This is a genomic window from Planococcus sp. 107-1 (assembly GCF_021513255.1).
Classification (GTDB): domain Bacteria; phylum Bacillota; class Bacilli; order Bacillales_A; family Planococcaceae; genus Planococcus.
This window is the reverse complement of the sequence record NZ_CP090977.1, coordinates 3,014,714-3,032,611: the sequence shown is the minus strand read 5'-3', so window position 1 is coordinate 3,032,611 and position 17,898 is coordinate 3,014,714. Positions and strand designations below refer to the sequence as shown.

18 protein-coding genes and 2 pseudogenes are annotated in these 17,898 nt (G+C 43.8%); 8 read left to right on the top strand and 12 right to left on the bottom strand.

Going from position 1 to position 17,898, the window contains the following annotated elements; translation table 11 throughout:
* The first annotated feature begins 5 nt into the window (after positions 1–5).
* Positions 6–602 (top strand): class D sortase, encoded by a 597-nt coding sequence (locus tag L0M13_RS15685; RefSeq protein ID WP_235197371.1) that lies wholly within the window; start codon positions 6–8, stop codon positions 600–602.
* Positions 603–664: 62 nt separating this feature from the next.
* Here L0M13_RS15685 and L0M13_RS15680 read toward each other — a convergent pair whose 3' ends face one another.
* On the bottom strand, positions 665–1,855 hold the full coding sequence (locus L0M13_RS15680) for a CDP-glycerol glycerophosphotransferase family protein (RefSeq protein ID WP_235197370.1): 1,191 nt from the start codon (positions 1,853–1,855) through the stop codon (positions 665–667).
* Positions 1,856–2,032: 177 nt separating this feature from the next.
* On the opposite strand from L0M13_RS15680, the gene L0M13_RS15675 reads away from it, so the two are divergent.
* The 4 genes from L0M13_RS15675 (at position 2,033) to L0M13_RS15660 (ending at position 5,710) form a co-directional block, all read left to right on the top strand.
* Positions 2,033–3,646 (top strand): catalase, encoded by a 1,614-nt coding sequence (locus tag L0M13_RS15675; protein WP_235197369.1) that lies wholly within the window; start codon positions 2,033–2,035, stop codon positions 3,644–3,646.
* 204 nt (positions 3,647–3,850) lie between these two features.
* The gene (locus tag L0M13_RS15670) at positions 3,851–4,315 is read left to right on the top strand and encodes an RNA polymerase sigma factor (RefSeq protein ID WP_235197368.1); all 465 of its coding nucleotides are present in this window, start codon (positions 3,851–3,853) and stop codon (positions 4,313–4,315) included.
* On the top strand, positions 4,315–5,526 hold the full coding sequence (locus tag L0M13_RS15665) for a hypothetical protein (RefSeq protein ID WP_235197367.1): 1,212 nt from the start codon (positions 4,315–4,317) through the stop codon (positions 5,524–5,526). The genes L0M13_RS15670 and L0M13_RS15665 overlap by 1 nt, the downstream gene beginning before the upstream one ends.
* Before the next feature lie 19 nt (positions 5,527–5,545).
* A complete protein-coding gene (locus L0M13_RS15660) occupies positions 5,546–5,710 on the top strand; it encodes a hypothetical protein (RefSeq protein WP_235197366.1) in 165 nt (54 codons plus the stop codon).
* 32 nt (positions 5,711–5,742) lie between these two features.
* Here L0M13_RS15660 and L0M13_RS15655 read toward each other — a convergent pair whose 3' ends face one another.
* The 10 genes and pseudogenes from L0M13_RS15655 to L0M13_RS15610 form a co-directional block, all read right to left on the bottom strand.
* Positions 5,743–6,444: a P-II family nitrogen regulator gene (locus L0M13_RS15655; protein WP_235197365.1), complete on the bottom strand. Its 702-nt coding sequence runs from the start codon at positions 6,442–6,444 to the stop codon at positions 5,743–5,745.
* Positions 6,428–7,171: a DUF1538 domain-containing protein gene (locus L0M13_RS15650; RefSeq protein WP_235197364.1), complete on the bottom strand. Its 744-nt coding sequence runs from the start codon at positions 7,169–7,171 to the stop codon at positions 6,428–6,430. Before L0M13_RS15650 ends, L0M13_RS15655 begins: the two co-directional genes overlap by 17 nt.
* Positions 7,168–7,862 (bottom strand): annotated as a pseudogene (locus tag L0M13_RS15645) (DUF1538 domain-containing protein). The gene L0M13_RS15650 and the pseudogene L0M13_RS15645 overlap by 4 nt, the downstream one beginning before the upstream one ends.
* Before the next feature lie 124 nt (positions 7,863–7,986).
* The gene (locus tag L0M13_RS15640; protein ID WP_260107654.1) at positions 7,987–8,370 is read right to left on the bottom strand and encodes a Na+/H+ antiporter subunit G; all 384 of its coding nucleotides are present in this window, start codon (positions 8,368–8,370) and stop codon (positions 7,987–7,989) included.
* Positions 8,348–8,632, bottom strand: coding sequence for a Na(+)/H(+) antiporter subunit F1 (locus tag L0M13_RS15635; protein ID WP_235197363.1), 285 nt, complete (start codon positions 8,630–8,632; stop codon positions 8,348–8,350). The genes L0M13_RS15640 and L0M13_RS15635 overlap by 23 nt, the downstream gene beginning before the upstream one ends.
* On the bottom strand, positions 8,629–9,114 hold the full coding sequence (locus tag L0M13_RS15630) for a Na+/H+ antiporter subunit E (protein WP_235197362.1): 486 nt from the start codon (positions 9,112–9,114) through the stop codon (positions 8,629–8,631). Before L0M13_RS15630 ends, L0M13_RS15635 begins: the two co-directional genes overlap by 4 nt.
* Positions 9,115–9,156: 42 nt before the next feature.
* The gene (locus tag L0M13_RS15625) at positions 9,157–10,644 is read right to left on the bottom strand and encodes a Na+/H+ antiporter subunit D (RefSeq protein ID WP_235197361.1); all 1,488 of its coding nucleotides are present in this window, start codon (positions 10,642–10,644) and stop codon (positions 9,157–9,159) included.
* The gene (locus L0M13_RS15620; RefSeq protein ID WP_235197360.1) at positions 10,637–10,975 is read right to left on the bottom strand and encodes a Na(+)/H(+) antiporter subunit C; all 339 of its coding nucleotides are present in this window, start codon (positions 10,973–10,975) and stop codon (positions 10,637–10,639) included. The genes L0M13_RS15625 and L0M13_RS15620 overlap by 8 nt, the downstream gene beginning before the upstream one ends.
* A 3-nt stretch (positions 10,976–10,978) precedes the next feature.
* Complete coding sequence (locus tag L0M13_RS15615; RefSeq protein WP_052650260.1) at positions 10,979–11,401, bottom strand: Na(+)/H(+) antiporter subunit B; 423 nt, start codon at positions 11,399–11,401, stop codon at positions 10,979–10,981.
* Positions 11,388–13,789: pseudogene (locus tag L0M13_RS15610) on the bottom strand (Na+/H+ antiporter subunit A). The gene L0M13_RS15615 and the pseudogene L0M13_RS15610 overlap by 14 nt, the downstream one beginning before the upstream one ends.
* Before the next feature lie 321 nt (positions 13,790–14,110).
* On the opposite strand from L0M13_RS15610, the gene L0M13_RS15605 reads away from it, so the two are divergent.
* Together L0M13_RS15605 and L0M13_RS15600 are read left to right on the top strand one after the other, a co-directional pair.
* On the top strand, positions 14,111–14,800 hold the full coding sequence (locus L0M13_RS15605; protein ID WP_235197359.1) for a universal stress protein: 690 nt from the start codon (positions 14,111–14,113) through the stop codon (positions 14,798–14,800).
* Between the two features lie 63 nt (positions 14,801–14,863).
* Positions 14,864–15,499 (top strand): pentapeptide repeat-containing protein, encoded by a 636-nt coding sequence (locus L0M13_RS15600; protein ID WP_235197358.1) that lies wholly within the window; start codon positions 14,864–14,866, stop codon positions 15,497–15,499.
* Positions 15,500–15,571: 72 nt separating this feature from the next.
* Here the strand turns inward: L0M13_RS15600 and L0M13_RS15595 are convergent, their stop codons facing one another.
* Positions 15,572–17,068 carry a peptide MFS transporter gene (locus L0M13_RS15595; RefSeq protein ID WP_235197357.1) on the bottom strand — a complete coding sequence of 499 codons (1,497 nt, stop codon included), beginning with the start codon at positions 17,066–17,068 and terminating at the stop codon, positions 15,572–15,574.
* 387 nt (positions 17,069–17,455) lie between these two features.
* On the opposite strand from L0M13_RS15595, the gene L0M13_RS15590 reads away from it, so the two are divergent.
* A complete protein-coding gene (locus L0M13_RS15590) occupies positions 17,456–17,812 on the top strand; it encodes a helix-turn-helix domain-containing protein (RefSeq protein WP_235197356.1) in 357 nt (118 codons plus the stop codon).
* Positions 17,813–17,898 lie beyond the last annotated feature (86 nt).

Sequence of the window (17,898 nt, the reverse complement as noted above, 5' to 3'; positions counted from 1 at the left end):
TGGCTATGAAAAAATGGATGAGCAATTTCATGATTGCTGCAGGATTAGTTTTGTTGATTGTCCTCGCTTGGGGAATGAAGCAAACAAAAGAAGAACAGCTGGGATTAATTGAAGCATTCGAGTCGGTGAAAACAGAAGCAAGCACCGAACTGCCTTTGCAAAATGAAGCTTTTGGCATCACTGCTGAAGCAGCTGAACTGCCCGACGGGGTGGAAGCTGTTTTGACGATTCCTGCCATCGAGTTGAAATCGCCAGTTTTAGCAGGTGCATCGCCTGCCAATCTGGATAAAGCACTGGGGTCGATCGAAGGGTTGGATGAACCGGGGGAAATGGGTGGGAGCTACGCCATAGCTGGCCATCAAGCCCATGTGTTCGGCAAGTTTTTCAATCGCTTGGACGAACTCGAATCAGGAGACCGTTTCACTCTTGAAACCATCAATGAGGAAATGGCTTTTGAAGTGTTCGATATACAAATTGTAAAGCCAGAGCAAGTGGATGTTCTGAAACCGAAAAAAGGGATGGCGTTGGCATCGCTAATTACCTGTTATCCCGAAAATTCGAATGAATTCAGATTGATTGTCCAAGCAAAAAAAGTGGAATAACCGAAAAAGCACAACCGGAAGCTGATCACTTCTGCTTGTGCTTTTTCATTTGGCATTTTATTTTAAGCTACTCCCAGAACGCGCTGGGCCAAACGTTCGCAATTTTGCTGATCAAAAAAGTCGATATATTTTGGTGCGAGCGGATACCATTCATTGGTGTTTATGCCGCCTTCAATAATCTTCGCAAGGCTTTGGTAAACTTCCTCCACGGTTGCAGCTTTGTAGCCATACAAATCTTTATCCAAGTCCAAATAGGAACCGCGTTTTGCCTCATATTCTTCCTGGTCGAACATATTGAAGATGATGGGCTTATTCTGATACAGGAAGTCCCAGGAAACGCTTGTAATGTCAGTCAGCAGCATGTCGCTTTCTTGAATGCTGCGTTCAATGGAGACGCGCTGGGAATCGAGAAATTCGATGTTGCCTTCTGAATCTCCCAGACTTGTAAAAAAATTCTCAAATTTTTTCATGAAAGGATGTAGGGCAATTTCCAACAAAACCTCATTTCGCTGGAGCAGCTCACGGATGCCTTTATGCTGGATGATGCCGACGGTGTTTTTAAAATAAGCGCTGTTTAAAAACTCTTCTTCGCTTAATCCGTAAAGCCATTCCCGCCAAGTCATCATCATTAGGATGTTTTTGACTTGTTCTGCAGGTTTATTGGTCGGGTAGCGGTCGAAACGAGGGAATCCGGTGACAATCAGTTTGTTCTCTGGAATCTTCCATTTCGTTAGCTTCAGTTCTTTTTCATAGTTCGATGCGCAATTGAAATAATCCGTACGCTTCAGCAACGGCACATCTTCTTTTTGGATCAGAATTTTCTTGAATCCTTCGATGCCATGGCTAATATGGGTAATGACGGTTTTTTTATTGAGGAATAAAAACTTATCGACAGAAGGCGCAATGTCATACATTAGTGAATGTCCATGGAACGTATAATCTGCTTTGAAAAAAAGAAGATAATTCTTAAAGCTGCCAAGCGGAATCGCATTTGGAATTTTGCCGTTTAAGGCATATGTAGTCTTCGGATCATACATCCAGTACGCAGTCACTTGGTCTGAATGGTTTTTGGTGAGGTAGGTGTGAAAAACGGATGCGTTGTCTTCGTATTTTTCACCGAGGTTACCGCCGACTAAAACGATCTTTTTCTTCTCTTTGCGAGTGGAAAAGCGGGTAATTAAATAAGCAGCCGAAACTTTCAAAAAGACTTTCAATGGATCCAATTTTCCTTTTTCTTTTAATGTTACACTCATTTCCAGCCCTGCTTTCTCTCTGTTGTTATTCCTTCAGTTTTTCATATTTCTGTCAGTTTGTCTATCTGCAAGCAAGGACAAAAACTTCTTTATTAAAAAGAGGGATTCTAAGTTTAGCTTGGGCGGATAAAGGGAAGATGATAGGGTGATAGACTATTGTGGAGGAGGATTCTTTTAATGAAGGAAAACCATGAAGAGTTTAAAAACAAAATGGGCACTAGTGAAGACGAATCAACGTTAACAGACCGTCAAGGCCATCCGATACGAGACAATCAGAATATACGGACTGTCGGCAACCGTGGCCCGGCTACTTTAGAAAATTATCATTTCATCGAAAAAATCTCTCATTTCGACCGTGAAGAAATCCCGGAACGGATTGTTCATGCGCGAGGAGCGGGTGCATTCGGTTATTTCGAAACTTACGGCAAAGTCGGCGATGAGCCGGTAGAAAAATATACACGCGCTAAAGTATTTTCAGGTGCAGGCAAGCAGACACCTTTAATGGTGCGCTTCTCGACAGTGGCAGGATCTCGCCATTCTTCTGAAACGGCACGCGACCCACGCGGGTTTGCAGTTAAAATGTACACAGAAGACGGCAACTGGGACCTAGTCGGAAATAACTTAAAGATTTTCTTTATCCGTGATGCAATGAAATTCCCGGACATGATTCATGCTTTTAAAAACGACCCGGTTTCAAACGTTCCAAACCCTGAGCGCATGTTTGACTTTGTAGCACGCACTCCGGAAGCGACGCATATGATTACGTTCCTGTTCTCGCCATGGGGCATTCCGGCGACTTACCGCCATATGCAAGGTTCAGGCGTAAACACGTATAAATGGGTGAATGATAAAGGCGAAGCCGTTCTTGTTAAATACCATTGGGAGCCAAAGCAGGGCATCCGCAATTTAACGCAGGCGGAAGCCAACGAGATTCAAGCGGAAAATACAGGCCACGCAACAGAGGATTTGTTCGAATCAATTGAACGCGGAGATTATCCGGAATGGGAGTTGTTCGTTCAAATTATGAGCGACGACGAACATGCGGAACTTGATTTTGATCCACTAGATGATACGAAATTATGGCCACAGGATCAATTCCCATTCCTTCCTGTCGGAAAAATGGTCTTGAACCGCAATCCGGAAAACTACCATGCAGAAATTGAACAGGCTGCATTCGGTACAGGAGTTTTAGTTGACGGACTTGATTTCTCTGATGATAAGATGCTGCAAGGACGTACATTCTCGTATTCCGATACACAACGCTATCGCGTTGGAGCGAACTACCTGCAATTGCCGGTTAACGCACCGAAGAAACGTGTGGCAACAAACCAATATGGCGGTGCGATGGACCGTAAAGTTGAGCATGTGCCAAATCCGCATATCAATTACGAGCCATCTGTACTTGGCGGCGTAAAAGAAGCGGAGCAGGTAACACCGGATCATGAGCCGGCGTATAATGACAAAGTGATGAAAGCGCCAATCGACCGTACGAACAATTACGGGCAAGCGGGTGAAACTTACCGCAGCTTTGAAGATTGGGAACGCGAAGAATTGATCAATAACTTGGGCGACGCATTATCTGTTTGCGATCCACGCATCCAAGAAGAGATGATCCATCATTTCACGCAGGCGGACGAAGACTACGGACGCCGTGTACGTGAAAACATGGAAGCGAAAATCCAAGCAATGAAAGAAATGAAAGACAATGGCCCGAAAGTATACGGCAAGCCTGCAGCGAGCAAAGTAGCGCAAGCAGCAGCGAGCAAAGGGCATGAAGCAGACCCTTATTAAGAATTAAATAAAAAAACCGGCAAGCCTTTTGAAGGTTTGCCGGTTTTTTGCTGTGAAAGATCGAGAGAAGGAACGGCTTGAAAAGAATATGCTTCACATTAATTTAGTGTTTCAAAATTTTTTTGGTTTTTTTTTCAAACACTTTGTCCTTCCCATCCGTTATCTTAATGAATAAGGAAATACAGCAGAAAGCGGGGGAGTGGGATGGAAGCGAATACGATGTATGACAGTTTAATAAAAGACATCACCCAGTTCGCCCGCTCCATCTCCCGCCACGAGCAGGAAGCAGAAGATTTGGTTCAGGACGCTTGGGAGAAGTCATTGAAAGAAAAAGAGTTAGAGCACTTACCGGTTTACAAACAGCGCGCTTGGTTTTTTCGGGTGATGAAAAATCGCTTAATCGACGATCGGCGAAAAGAAAGCCGGTTGTCTGCCTGGGAAGAAGAAATCGATTTTCCCGAAAAGCCGGCTTCATTGAATCATTTAGAAATGGTCGAATTACTGGGCCAGTTAACGCCGGAGCTAAGTGACCTCGTATTTAAGCGGTATTGGCTGGGCATGACCAGCAGCGAAATCGGAATACAAGTGGGAGCGCCTGCTGCAACCATTCGCTACAAACTGCACCACGCAATAAAGCAATTGAGAAAACAGTTGGAGGATGATTTGTGATGGGACAAAAAATTGGCAATGTGGGACTGCTGAATTTATTGAATGCTACAGAGGAAAGCGTAAAAAAAGTCGAACGAATTGAAAATGTAGGAGCGGTGATTTATCGTTCCGGCAATGCGCATCTGCTCGGCGCATTAACGATCGGCAATTTAGGAGCAAGCCTCGAACTGCCGGAAGATTACCGTTATTATAACGGGGAACTGGCAGTCGATTCCGCCTATCTTCAATCGCTCGGCGGCGAACAGAAATTATTAGTGAACGGCACGGTCGTATTCAAAAAGGATGTTGCAGCAGAAGATCTAGAAAAGCGGCAGCTAACACTGATTGTCAATGGCGATATATATGCGCCCGAACACTTAATAGGATTAGTCAGCCGGCTGTTTCCTGAAGGCAATCGAACATTAAAACCGTACACAGGGCAAACTCCTTACTTTGAAAACAGCCATTTCAAACTCAGCAACTCTTTCTTGCATGCGGCAGAAGCGCCGATGTATTTAGTGGTTAGCGGTGTCGTCGATTTTGCAAAAGACCTGGACATGGTTCTGTTTGACGAAAAAATCGGCCAAATCGACGTTAATGGGGTTCTTCGGATCCACGAAGAACAGGAAAGCGCACTTTACCGAAAAATGAAAACGGCAGCCAATGGCATTATTCAGGTGATTCCCGCCGGTTATGCCGTTTTGCAAAAAGCATTGCGCATCAATTCCCGCTCTATTCGAAGTTTTAAAGAGAAAAAGCTATTTACTAAAAAGCCGTTGATTTTTGAACCAGGAATTGCACGTGAAGCATTTAATGAAGCTATCGATAATATCAATTCCAAGTCCTATATCATCTGCAGCGAAGAGCTGGAAGATTTGATGTACGAAAAACTGGATCGATTGGAAACTGAGGTCCTATCATATGGGCAGCATTATATGTGGGTGGAAGGTGAGCAAAAATGGTCGGATGCGCAATTCCAGTCACTCGAGCCGGGAACCAACCTGATTGTAGAGGGCTTACTGATTTTGGATGAAGACGTTACAGAAGTAACCTTGAACAGCAAGTTAGCAGCAATAGACAATTTTGGCGAAATCAAAGTTTCAAAAGATATTCAAAAAGGGGTTGTCCAAAACAAGTTGCGGGCCAATGAAGGGCAGATAAAAAATTCATCTGATGAATCTGCTGAACATGAACATACAGGTTTGCAGAATGTGGGCGAACTTGCTCTTTAAAGAGAGGAGGCGATTCCGAATGTTCTATACTGATGAAACGGTCAGACAGCAAAAAATGAAAGATATGAAGGCGGAAGTGGAATATGGACGAATGCGGAAACGGCAAAAAAAGGACAAGCAGCAATCAAAACGCTCATTATGGATTGTTATTGTCAGCATGCTGCACCTGCATAAGAAAAAATGAAAAAGCTTGGAATCTTCAGGATTCCAAGCTTTTTATTGGTTGAAGCTGTCAAATGAAGAATGATTGACCCCAAAGACTTTTTCAACGTCGATTAAGAAAGCGATTCCTTTGCCAGGAGCATATAAGTCAATGGCATTCTGGATACTTTCAATGACCGCTTCAGTGTAGTCTTCAGGTATCAAGGTCAATACCACATCTTTTTCAGGATCTATCGTAAAATTCATGAATTTCTGCTGTTCATTGACGCCGGTGCCGCGGCCCGTGAGGATCGTTCCGCCTTCCGCGCCTGCTTTGGCTGCCGCTTTTACTACTTTACTGGAGTCTCCGCTATTAACGATCGTCACAATCAAATTGAATTGTTCATGTGCAGCTCGCATCGATTGCCCACCTTTCTTTTTTTTGCCGTCATTTGGCCGGGCGGAGAGATGAGGAACGCCTAAAAGCTGGCTTAAATGGACAGTGAATCCCAAACCATGGCCTGGCTTTCCGAGTTTCCCGGATTGAGTCACAGCATCAGCCACTGGATCTACCAGCGTGCCATCAATCGCAATAAAAATCACATCTTTTTCATGTGTGGCCGGCAATCCCAGAAAAGTAGGTTTTTCATTGCGTCCAATGCCTTCGCCGTATAGAATAGTGGCCCCGTCAGCCCCTGCTTTTTTAGCAGCAGCGATTACTTCTCTCGAATGTCCGCGTTTAACAACAGCAATCATCAATCTATGATTCAGGTTCATTTTTTTTAGCCCCACCTTTACTCTTGAAAATCAGCCCCAAAATGAGAACCGCCAATATGGGTGTCAATGCGACCAAAGCAATCAAGCCAAACCCGTCTGATAGCGGATCCCGGCCTTCGGTGACAGAAGCCACACCGACGGCCATAGCCGAAATGAACGTCACAGTCATCGGTCCCGTAGAAACTCCTCCAGAGTCAAAAGCGATAGCGATGAAAATTTTCTCGGAAAAGAAAATTAGAACCAGGGCCAGCAAGTAGCCCGGGATGAGAAAATACCAAAGCGAAACGCCGGAAAGAATGCGGAACATAGAAAGAGCGACAGACAATCCGACGCCAATCGAAACGGTATATAGCATCATTTTTTGAGAGATATACCCTCCGGTCACCCGGTCGACTTCATCATTCATGATGCTAACTGCTGGTTCCGCAAAGGTTGCTACAAAACCGAGAATGAATCCTATGGGAATAAGAATCCAGGTGGCTGACTTTTCCCCGAGTGTTTTTCCCATCATTTCGCCAATTGGGAAAAAGCCCACATGAACGCCTTGAAGGAAGAAAGCCAATCCGAGAAAAGTTAAGAAGAATCCGAGTAATATTTGCAATACCCGTTGTTTAGGCAGTTTAAGCATGAAAACCTGGAAGAGAGCAAAGAAGATAAATAAGGGGACAAGCGCAATGCCAACTTCTTCGAGGATTTGTGAAAATCCATCAAACACATGAAGGTTCACTGAAATAGCACCCCCAAAATCATAATCGCCAGGACAGGCCCTATGGAGGCTAGCCCGATAAGGCCGAAGCCTTCACTGGCAGAAGAGGAGTTTGTGCGTAAAACGGACGCTACACCGACACCGAGCGCGAGGATGAAAGGAACGGCCATTGGCCCTGTTGTCACTCCGCCGGCATCGAAAGAAATCGAGACAAAAGCATCTGGAACGAACATCGACAAAGCAAATACAGCGATGTATCCGCCAATCAGCAAATAATGGATAGGGATGCTGTAGATTGTCCGTACCATGGCTAATGCGACAAAAATCGCCAAGCCAAGGGCAACTGAGAGGATTAATATTCCGGCACTGATACCGCCGCCAGAAACTTGGTCAATTTGCTTGGCAAGCACCCGGACATCCGGCTCTGCGATTGTGACCGCCAAGCCGAGCAAAAAGCCGGTGCCGATGATAAGCCAGGATTTCTTCGTTTTCGGCAATCGTTTGCCGATCATTTCACCGACAGGCAGAAGACCGGCAGTTACGCCGAGCAAAAAGAGAAAAAACCGATGCTGACAAATGCAGCGCCAATCAAAAATTGCAGCAAAGCCTCTAAAGGCAATCGGATGATTGTCAGCTGTAAAAGGATGACGACAATCGTGACGGGGAGAATAGCAGCGGCTACTTCTTTGAAAGTATCCTTCACATTTTCCATCTCAACACTCCTTCACCGCTCGTTTGTTTTGGTATTCCCTTATCAATTTTGGTGTAAACGTGATAAAGAGAAGAAATCCATAACCTTCCAAGTGTTCATGACAATAGAAAAAGCGGCGTTCCTTTTAGGATTCGCCGCTTTTATTGTCCGTATTTTGAGGTCTTGCAATCACATTCTCTAACGCATCTTCCGTGGAACTTTCGGATAATTTAACATTCGAGCGATAAGCTGCCCTTGTAATCAAATGGCCAGCCACCGGAGCGGTTAAAAAGACAAAGGTGATACCGAGCAAAAGCCGGACGCTGATAAAATCCTCAGATGCCCAAAAGTAAATGAACGTGCCGATTAATGAAAGCAATACGGCTAAAGTAGAGCTTTTCGTTGCGGCGTGGGATCGCGTATAAACGTCAGGCAGCCGAAGGATTCCGATAGCGCTGATGACAGCCATTATCGAACCGATGAGAATCAGAAGAACACCTGCGAATTCAATTATTTCTCTTATGCTCAACGATATCCCCCCTCTCAACAAAGCGGGCGAGTGCCAGGGTACTGATAAAAGCCAATATCCCGACAATCAAAATAACTTCCAAAAAAGCATGTGTATGGAGCACGACAGAAAAAACTGCAACACCGGAGATAAGGTTAACACCAATCATATCCAAAGCGACAACACGGTCTGGCATCGATGGCCCTACAATGATGCGGTAAAGAGCCAATAGGATCGCTAAACAGAAAAGCGATAAGGCAATAGTTAAGATTGTTTGTATCATCCGCGAGTCACCTCCATAATTGCTTTTTCAAAAACTTTGATTGATTTTAATACAGAATCCCGTGATTCTTCCACATCCATCGCGTGAATGTAAAAAGTTTTGCCATCGGGTGAAACTTCCATTACGACGGATCCAGGAGTCAAGGTCAATAAAAGTGCCAATGTGGTCAACTCATAATCGCCTTCCATGCTGTGTTCGTAAGTGAAAATGCCAGGGCTTATATTGAGTTTCGGACTCAGAATCTGCTTCATGATCAGCAGGCTTGACTGAGCCAGCTCAGAAATAAAAATCAGTAAAAGCTTTATCGTCGAGTAGACGCGGATCATATAAAACTTCGTTCCGAAAAATCGGTGCATGAGAAAGAGAATTCCGATCCCTGTTAAGTAACCGCCGATAAAAGTGGAGATATGAAACGCATCTTCATCCATCAATAATGTCCATAGAAACGCAATCATAATATTAATCAGGAACTGTGCAGGCATGTGCATCCACTCCTTTCATCGCAGCGGGCGAGCATATCCATATCATGATTCGCCGCCTCCCATCACTGCATCGATGTAGATATCCGGGTTGAGAAGGGTTTCAGCTGCGTCGGTTACATAACCGGAAATCAATTCTGTACCGAGTCCAAGGCCGACAGTCAGCAATACCAGCAGTAGGCAGGGGATCAAAAGCGTCTTCTTCAAAGGCACTTGATCTTCCTTGCTGACGATGGTCTCGCCCCAAAAGCTGTTTTTGAAGATTCGCAGCAATGAGTACAGGACAAAAAGGCTGGACAGCAGAGCAAGCGTCAACAATCCATAAGAGCCGCTTTCGACAGCTCCTTCTGAAACCAGCACTTTCCCGATGAATCCACTAAGCGGCGGTACTCCGGCTAATGAAAGCATCGTAATGAAGAAAGACCAGCCAAGTAACGGATAGTTTTTCATCAATCCACTCATTTTATCGAGCATGGCAGTACCGGTTAATGAAATGATCGTGCCGACTAACAAGAATAATAATGCCTTGATCACCATATCGTGAATCAGGTAGTAAATCGCTCCTTCGACCGCATTCGGAGTCGAAACGGCCAAGCCGACTAAGATAAAGCCAACAGCGATGACCACATTGTAAGCGGCAATTTTACGGATATCATTGAAGGCGATAGCCCCGAGGCTTCCGCCAACTAAAGTTAGCGCCGCCATCGCCCCGATAATCGTATGCGTAATTTCCGGCTGATGGTAGAAAATCAATGAAAATACACGGAATAATGCATAAATCCCGACTTTCGTCAGCAAAGCTCCAAATAATGCTGAAGTGACAGCGGGAGGTGCACTATACGAACCAGGGAGCCAAAAGTAAAGAAGCAATCCGGCTTTTAAGCTGAAAACAATTAAAAAGATGATGCTGACTGTGGTGAGAAGCGGACCTTGTCCGGCCTCGGCCACTCTGACGGAAACATGTGCCATATTCAAAGTGCCGACAGCTCCGTAGAGATACGCTAAAGCCACCAAGAAGAACCAGGAAGAAACGATGTTAATGACTACATATTTGATTGCTTCACGAAGCTGCCGTTTATTGCCCCCAAGTGTAAGGAGAACATATGAAGACAAAAGCATCACTTCAAAACAGACAAATAGATTGAACAAGTCACCGGTTAAAAAAGATCCGTTGACGCCGGCTATCAAGAAAAGAATGGTCGGATAGAAATAAGTTGTCTGCAGAAATTTTCCAGCTGAAAACATGGCATACAATAGGATAATCGTAGCGACAATGGCAGTGGTCAGAACAAGAAGCAAGGAAAAAGAGTCTGCCACAAACAATATACCGAAAGGCGGCTCCCAGCCACCGAAATCCAGCCTAAGGATTCCATTTGTCTGAACTTGTTCCAATAAGTAAAAGGCAATTCCGGCACTGACCGCCATGACGCCGATACTGAACCAAGCCTGAACGCGCCCGTAAGCACGTAAGAATATTAACACCACTCCTACCAGAATCGGCAAAAGCATGGGAAGCAAGACTATATTATTCATCATTTACACCTCTCATTTCTTCCAAGTCATCCGTGCCAAGTTCTTGATAAGCACGGAAGGCCAAAACAAGAATGAAAGCTGTAACGGCAAAACTGATGACGATGGCCGTCAAAATCAAAGCTTGCGGCAAGGCATCGACATAGCTTGGCGCTTCTTCGCCGAGAAGCGGCACCGTGCCTTTTTTCAAGCCGCCCATAGATAAAATCAATAGATGGACAGCATGGGAAAAGATGGCAGTACCTAAAATGACGCGGATCAAACTTTTAGATAAAACTAGATAGATGGCGACAGCTGTAAGGACGCCGACCAATAATATGATTAAGGTTTCCATCGGCTACTCATCCTCACTTATGCTAAAGATAATATTTACGACAACACCGATAACCGTCAGTGCAACCCCAGCTTCGAAAACGGTCACGGTCGCAAGTTCTGTTTTGCCGAAGATCGGCAAGTCGAAATAGCCGAAAGACTGGCTCATGAACGGCTGTCCGAAAAACATCGGAACCGTGCTGCTCGCGAAAGCGATTAAGACCCCCAAAGCTGAAATTTTCTTGAAGTCGAGTGGGATGGCATCACTGATCGTTTCCGAATCGTGAGACAAGAATAAGAGAACAAAGGCAGAAGCAAGGACAAGCCCGCCGATAAACCCTCCGCCCGGCTCATTATGGCCGGATAGGAAAAGGTAGATGCCAAACGTGAAAATAATCAGGACGGCAGCTTTGGAGACCGTTTTTAAAATGACATCATTTATCTTCATTTTTTTTCGGCTCCTTTCCGCTTTTAATCCGAATCAAGGTATATACCCCGATGCCCGCGATGAAAAGTACAAGAGATTCGAGCATCGTATCAAAGCCGCGGAAATCGCCTAAAATTGCATTGACGATATTTTTTCCGCCAGCCAGTTCATATGAATTTTCAAAATAGCTGGAAATGGATTCAAATAGTTTTCCGCTATGCACAGAAAGAGCGATCAAAACGACAGTAGCCCCGCCAGCAACAGCAATAATGGCATTGCGTATTTTGGCGTTTCTCGGAATTATGTCTTTTTTCAGTTCCGGCAAGAAATAGAAGCATAGCAGGAAAAGAACAGTCGTAACGGTTTCAATGACCAATTGGGTCAACGCTAAATCCGGCGCGCGGAATAATACAAAGAAAATCGCAATGGAAAATCCAAGGACGCCGTTCAGCAAGATAGAAGTCAATCGTGATTTTACAAATAAGATTGCTACAGCGGCAATCATCATGACCAACACCAACAAAAATTCATAAGGGCTAACAGGCGCATCGTTGGAAAAATCGATGGATAAAGCTCCGGTAAACACTAAAGTGCCGCCTGCTACTAAAATGAAGAAGGTGAAGATATAAGCGAAATAATGCGGCAAATAACCCGTCATATAAAGGGAAGTCAACGTATTTGAGTTGTTTTCCAATCCGGCTAAGAAACGGTTGTACAGATTATTGAACGTCCAAGTATCCGGAATGAACGTATAAATTCTTTTCCAGTAGCGGAAAGTTGCGAATAGAATACTGCCGACTACGATAACGCCAAGCGTCATCCAGAGTTCCGGCTGGAAACCGTGCCAAGCCGTAATATGGGGGGCTGCTCCAGTAATTCCAGGCAGTACACCGCCTAATGCCGGACGGAGCAGATAGTCTCCCAATAGGTTCGGGGCAAAAAAGATGCCAACAATTAAAATAGATAGAATTGCTGGAGAAATCAGCATCCCGATCGCCGGTTCCACTGGTTTTTTATCCAGTTTTTTCAGCTGCGGCTTTCCAAGGAAAGTCCGGAATACGATAATCATACAATAGACGAAAGTCAGGACACTGGCTGTCCAAGCAATCACCGGAATTAGCCAGCCCCACGTGCCTGCTGAAAAAATCGGAAGCGTGGTCGAATTGAGAGACGCTGTAAAGAACATCTCTTTGCTTAAAAATCCATTGAAGAAAGGAAGTCCAGCCATTGAGAAGCTGCCGATCATAGCAAACGTGAAGGTAATCGGGAGAAACGAAATCAAGCCGCCTAAACGCCGGATATCCGCGTACCAACCTGGTGATCGACAATGCCGACAACCATAAAGAGCGCGCCTTTGAATGTGGAATGGTTGACTAGGTGGAAAAGAGCGGCGAAAGTCGCGAGTCCGTATAAAGCGCCATCGCTGCCATCGCCGAAATAAAGCGCCGCTGACCCCATTCCGAATAAGCTCATGATCAATCCTAATTGGCTGATAGTGGAATACGCGAGCAATGCTTTTAAATCCGTTTGGCGAACTGCACAGAAAGAACCCCAGAACAGTGTGACCAGCCCAACCAATGTGACTGTCCAGAACCAAGCAGAAGTGCCGCCGAAGACAGGCGTAAACCGCGCGACCAAATAGATGCCGGCTTTTACCATCGTAGCGGAATGCAGATAAGCGCTGACGGGTGTAGGAGCTTCCATAGCGTCAGGGAGCCAAATGTGGAAAGGGAATTGGGCTGATTTAGTGAATGCACCGAGCAGCACAAGGAACATGGCTGGATAAAAGAGTGCGTGGTCTGTGTACTGGCTGATCGTTGCAGCAATTTCACGGACACTGAAAGTGTCTGTCATCGTATGAAGCATGATAAAACCCGCTAACATCCCAAAACCGCCGAATACAGTAATCAATAAAGATTTTTGGGCACCGTAGCGTGAATTTTTGCGGTGGAACCAAAAAGCGATTAATAGAAAAGAGGATATGCTTGTCAACTCCCAGAATACATAAAGCACAAGCAAGTTGTCGGAAAGTACGACTCCTAGCATGGCGCCCATGAAAAGAAGCAAATAAGCATAGAAATGCGGCAATGAGTCATATGGAGATAGATAATAGATGGAGTAGAGAATGACCAAGCTTCCCATACCCGTGATCAACAACGCGAGAATTAAGCTGAGGCCGTCCAAATAGATGGAGAAGTTGATGCCCAGCGAGGGAATCCATTCCAATGTTGAGGCGATCGTGTCGCCTGCAGAAATATCCGGAATCCGTAGAGCGAAAATGATGAATAATATCAATGGCACAATGAGAACAAACCAACCGATATTTAACTTTCCGACCCGCCTATAAAGAAGAGGGATGAGGGCGGCCGCAAAGAATGGAATTAAGATTGCGAAAATCAATAGATGCATAAAGTGAACCTCCTGAAACAGAATAAAAAACGGCAAAACGGGAAATAGATATGTAACGCAAAGAATAAATGTTTTCAAAGGGAATAGAAAGACAAAAGACTCCATAAAGACACAAAGCCATATAGAATAAATTATACAGGAAATAGGGCTTGCTTTCACTTGATAACTTCGATATGGTACAGATTAAGCGATAAAAAACGGAACAAAATTAAGGTGAAACACAAAAAGTATAAACCCTTGATTTTTATTAAGATCCGCAGTATAATTTCATAGTTTTGAAATTGCGGCTTACGAATATTAATCCCTGGAGGGGTACAGATAATGAAAAAAATTAGAGGACGGATGGATGAAAGCATATTGGTGTGTGTGTTTTATGGACCAAATGGTGAACGTTTGATTAACCGCGGCCATAAACTCTCAAGCATGCTTGACTGCCCACTGTATATTTTAACTGTCGATTCGCTTCCATTTGATGAGTTTGACGCGGAGAAATCCGAATATGTTGAACGCTGGAAAGAATTAGCTGAAGAATATGAAGCGGAAGAATTCATAATCCGGGACAATGAAAAACGCCCCTCCGCAAAAGTCATCGCGGAAGTGGCACATGATTTGAATATCACACAGATCATCGTCGGACAGACGGCTAAAAGCCGATGGGAAGAAATTACAAAAGGTTCGTTTATGAACTCGCTGCTGCGTGAAATCCCTTTTGCAGATTTCCATGTAGTTTCAGTTGACCGGAGCATTAAAGGAGAAGATCATGAAGAATTTGAAAAAGGCGTCCGCTGTTATTTAGTGAAAGATGCAGACACTTACAAAATCAGTTTCTCCCAAACAAGAGAATGCCAATACGAAGGCATCTTCTTCAAAGATATTGGAACGGATTTCAACAACGGGATTTTCAAGTTTATGCACAACAACAAATTGCATCAAGTGGAAGTGACGGATGACCGAATTGTAGAACCGACTGTCGTCAATTCATGCCTTAACCGCCAAACTGTTCCAAAATAATCAACCGTAAATAAACGGCCGCTGCCAATTGAGCGGCCGTTTATCAATTAAAGGAGAAATTCTGTGAGAAAATCGAAAAGATCTGAACCGCTTATTTCTGAAAACCTGACTGTTAAAACGTTTCAGTCAGCATTGGATGACCATTATTTAACGGATTGCAAAATCTCGCAGGAGACAATCGAATACGAAGCGGAAGAAGCGCTGCATATCGACAAAGTGATATTTGAGAATGTGAACTTTCTGGAAGTCCAATGGCCGCGCAGTGAATTTATCGACGTGCAATTCATAAATTGCGATTTATCAAATGCAGACTTTAGCCGATCTGTTTTTCATCGGACCGAATTTCACAACTCAAAACTGGTCGGTACGAATTTTGCTGAAGCAGGCATCCGCCATACTTTATTCAAAGACTGCGTTTTAAATTATGCCACTTTCGGTTTTTCGCTCTGCAACACATCACGCTTTGAAAGTTCGTTGATGCGGTATGCTGATTTTTATGAAGCGGAGTTGAAGCAGACCGAATTCAACGGCTGCGACATGAATGATGTGAATTTTGTGGAAACCAGCTTAAATGGGGTAGATTTGAGCAGCAACGCGTTTGAAAACATTCAAGTGACCATTGAAAAATTGGCAGGCTGCAAAGTGTCGGAACCGCAAGCCTTAGCTTTCGCAAGACAATTAGGACTGGAAATTGATTGAAATTGATATAGTAGAATAAAAAACAAAACCCCTGAAGCGGTTGCTTCAGGGGTTTTGTAATAATTTGGAAGTCTAGCGAACGCCTTTCATATAGCGCTGGATTGCAGGAGCAGCCAAGAATAGAAGAATACTTAGTGCAATAGAAGCACCGCCGATGATTCCGAAATACATCATTTCGTTTTCAACGGTATAGAATTTAACCAATTGAGCGTTGATTGCTTGGGCAGCGGCATTGGACAAGAACCATAAGCTCATTGTCTGTGCTGAGAAAGCGGATGGCGCTAATTTTGTCGTAGCGGATAAACCGACCGGCGACAAGCATAGTTCACCAAGAACGACGATCAGATAGCTGAGTACCAGCCATAATGGGTTTACTAAAGCATCTGTTCCACCGAAATAAGCTGGCAAAAGGATAACCAGGAACGACAATCCGGCAAACAGAAGACCGAGTGAGAATTTCTGCGGAATTGACGGTTGGCGCGTCCCTAGTCTTACCCATAACCAAGCAAATACAGGCGCTAGCGTAATGATGAATAATGGATTCAGCGACTGGAACCAAGCAGGTGAAATCGTAATGCCTGCAAATTCCAAGTCAGTCCGTGTATCTGCGTAAGCAGCTAAAATTGTCGATCCCTGTTCTTGGATCGACCAGAACATAACTGCAGCAATGAACAAAGGAATATACGCAATCAGGCGTGAGCGTTCCACTTCGTTCGTCTTCTTGCTGCGATACATCACGATAAAGTAAGCGGTAGGGATTAAAATACCCAAAATACCTACAGTCGCGATGAAACTATCGAATGTCAAGAAACCATATTGAAGACCTAAAATGACCACTGCAGCAATTACAACAGCTGCAACAGAGAAAATCTTGATCGTTCTTGATTTTTCAGCTGGCGTTAGCGGATTGTGGACAATTGTACCGGCTAAACCAAGGTTTTTCTTTTTTGTAACCATGAAAAGCACTAAACCTAAGAACATACCGACAGCGGCAATACTAAAGCCAAGGTGGAAGTTGATATCCATTCCGACAGTACCGACGATCAAAGGTGCGATAAATGCCCCGAGGTTGATCCCCATATAGAAGATGCTGAAACCGGCATCCCGGCGGTCATCGTTTTCTGCATAGATTTCACCAACCACACTGGAAACGTTCGGCTTCAATAAGCCGGTTCCGAGTACGATTAAGACCATTGAAACGAAGAATAGAGACAAACTGCCAGGAATCGCTAAAGCGATATGTCCAAGCATGATGAGGATACCACCGTAGAAAACGGCTTTTGATGTTCCGAAAACTCGATCGGCAAGCCATCCTCCGATAATTCCCGACATATATACAAGCGAACCATAAATAGACATGATTGAAAGAGCTACTGTACGGTCAAGCCCGAGTCCGCCTTGAGAAAGTTCGTAATACATATAGTAAACAAGAATTGCTCTCATTCCATAGTAAGAAAAACGCTCCCAAAATTCAGTGAAAAATAGTGTGAACAGGCCTTTTGGATGGCCAAAAAATCCTTTTTGAGGAACACTGTTCACGATGTCTTCGCGACTATATTTGTCAGACATCTTACAACCCCCTTTTAATGTATGTTACTATAATACTTTTTTTAGGTCCAAAAATCAAAATAAATCTACAAATTGGGAAAAAAGCCTATGTTATAGGTTAATAATGATATTTAATAATGATTTTTAAAATAGATAAGCTTTATTGAAATAATTATTTGATTTTGAATAATTTGTATTCAGACGTATTATTGGATTTTGGAAAAAATATTTTTTCTTTTATTTTCCAAAAATATTGAAATTTCAATTATTTGTATAACGATTTTGTTCACTAGTTGTACAAATTTTTTTAAATAAATTATAGAAATATATAGAAATATCTTGAAAAAAATTTTAATATACATTATATTTAAAATAGTTAGAATTTAATTTAAAAGGAGATAAAGTATTATGAATGATCTAGGGAAGAAAATCAGGGATTTAAGAGAAGCGAAAAAGCTGTCACCAGAAGAAATGGCGGAGAAGATCGGTTTTGCCAAAAGCACTGTTTGGGCCTATGAGAGCGGCAAAAAACAGATAACGGTCAGCCATCTTTCTCGTCTTGCTGATTTCTTTGACGTGTCTGTTGACCTCTTGCTAGACCGGTCTGAAAGAGTCATTGACTTGGATCTTCAAAATGCTGCCGCTATCGAAGAGTATAATTTAATGCTGGATAATAAGCCCTTGGATAAAACTGAAATTGCTGAAGCTGCTTCTTATATACAAGTCAAACGTCGCATGGGGAGTTACGGAGCGGCAAGTTCGTGAGCCATATGGATCAATTTCATGAAAACGCCTACTTCAATTAAGGTAGGCGTTTTTTGCTGTTCCCCAGTTTAACAGAGGAGGATGGT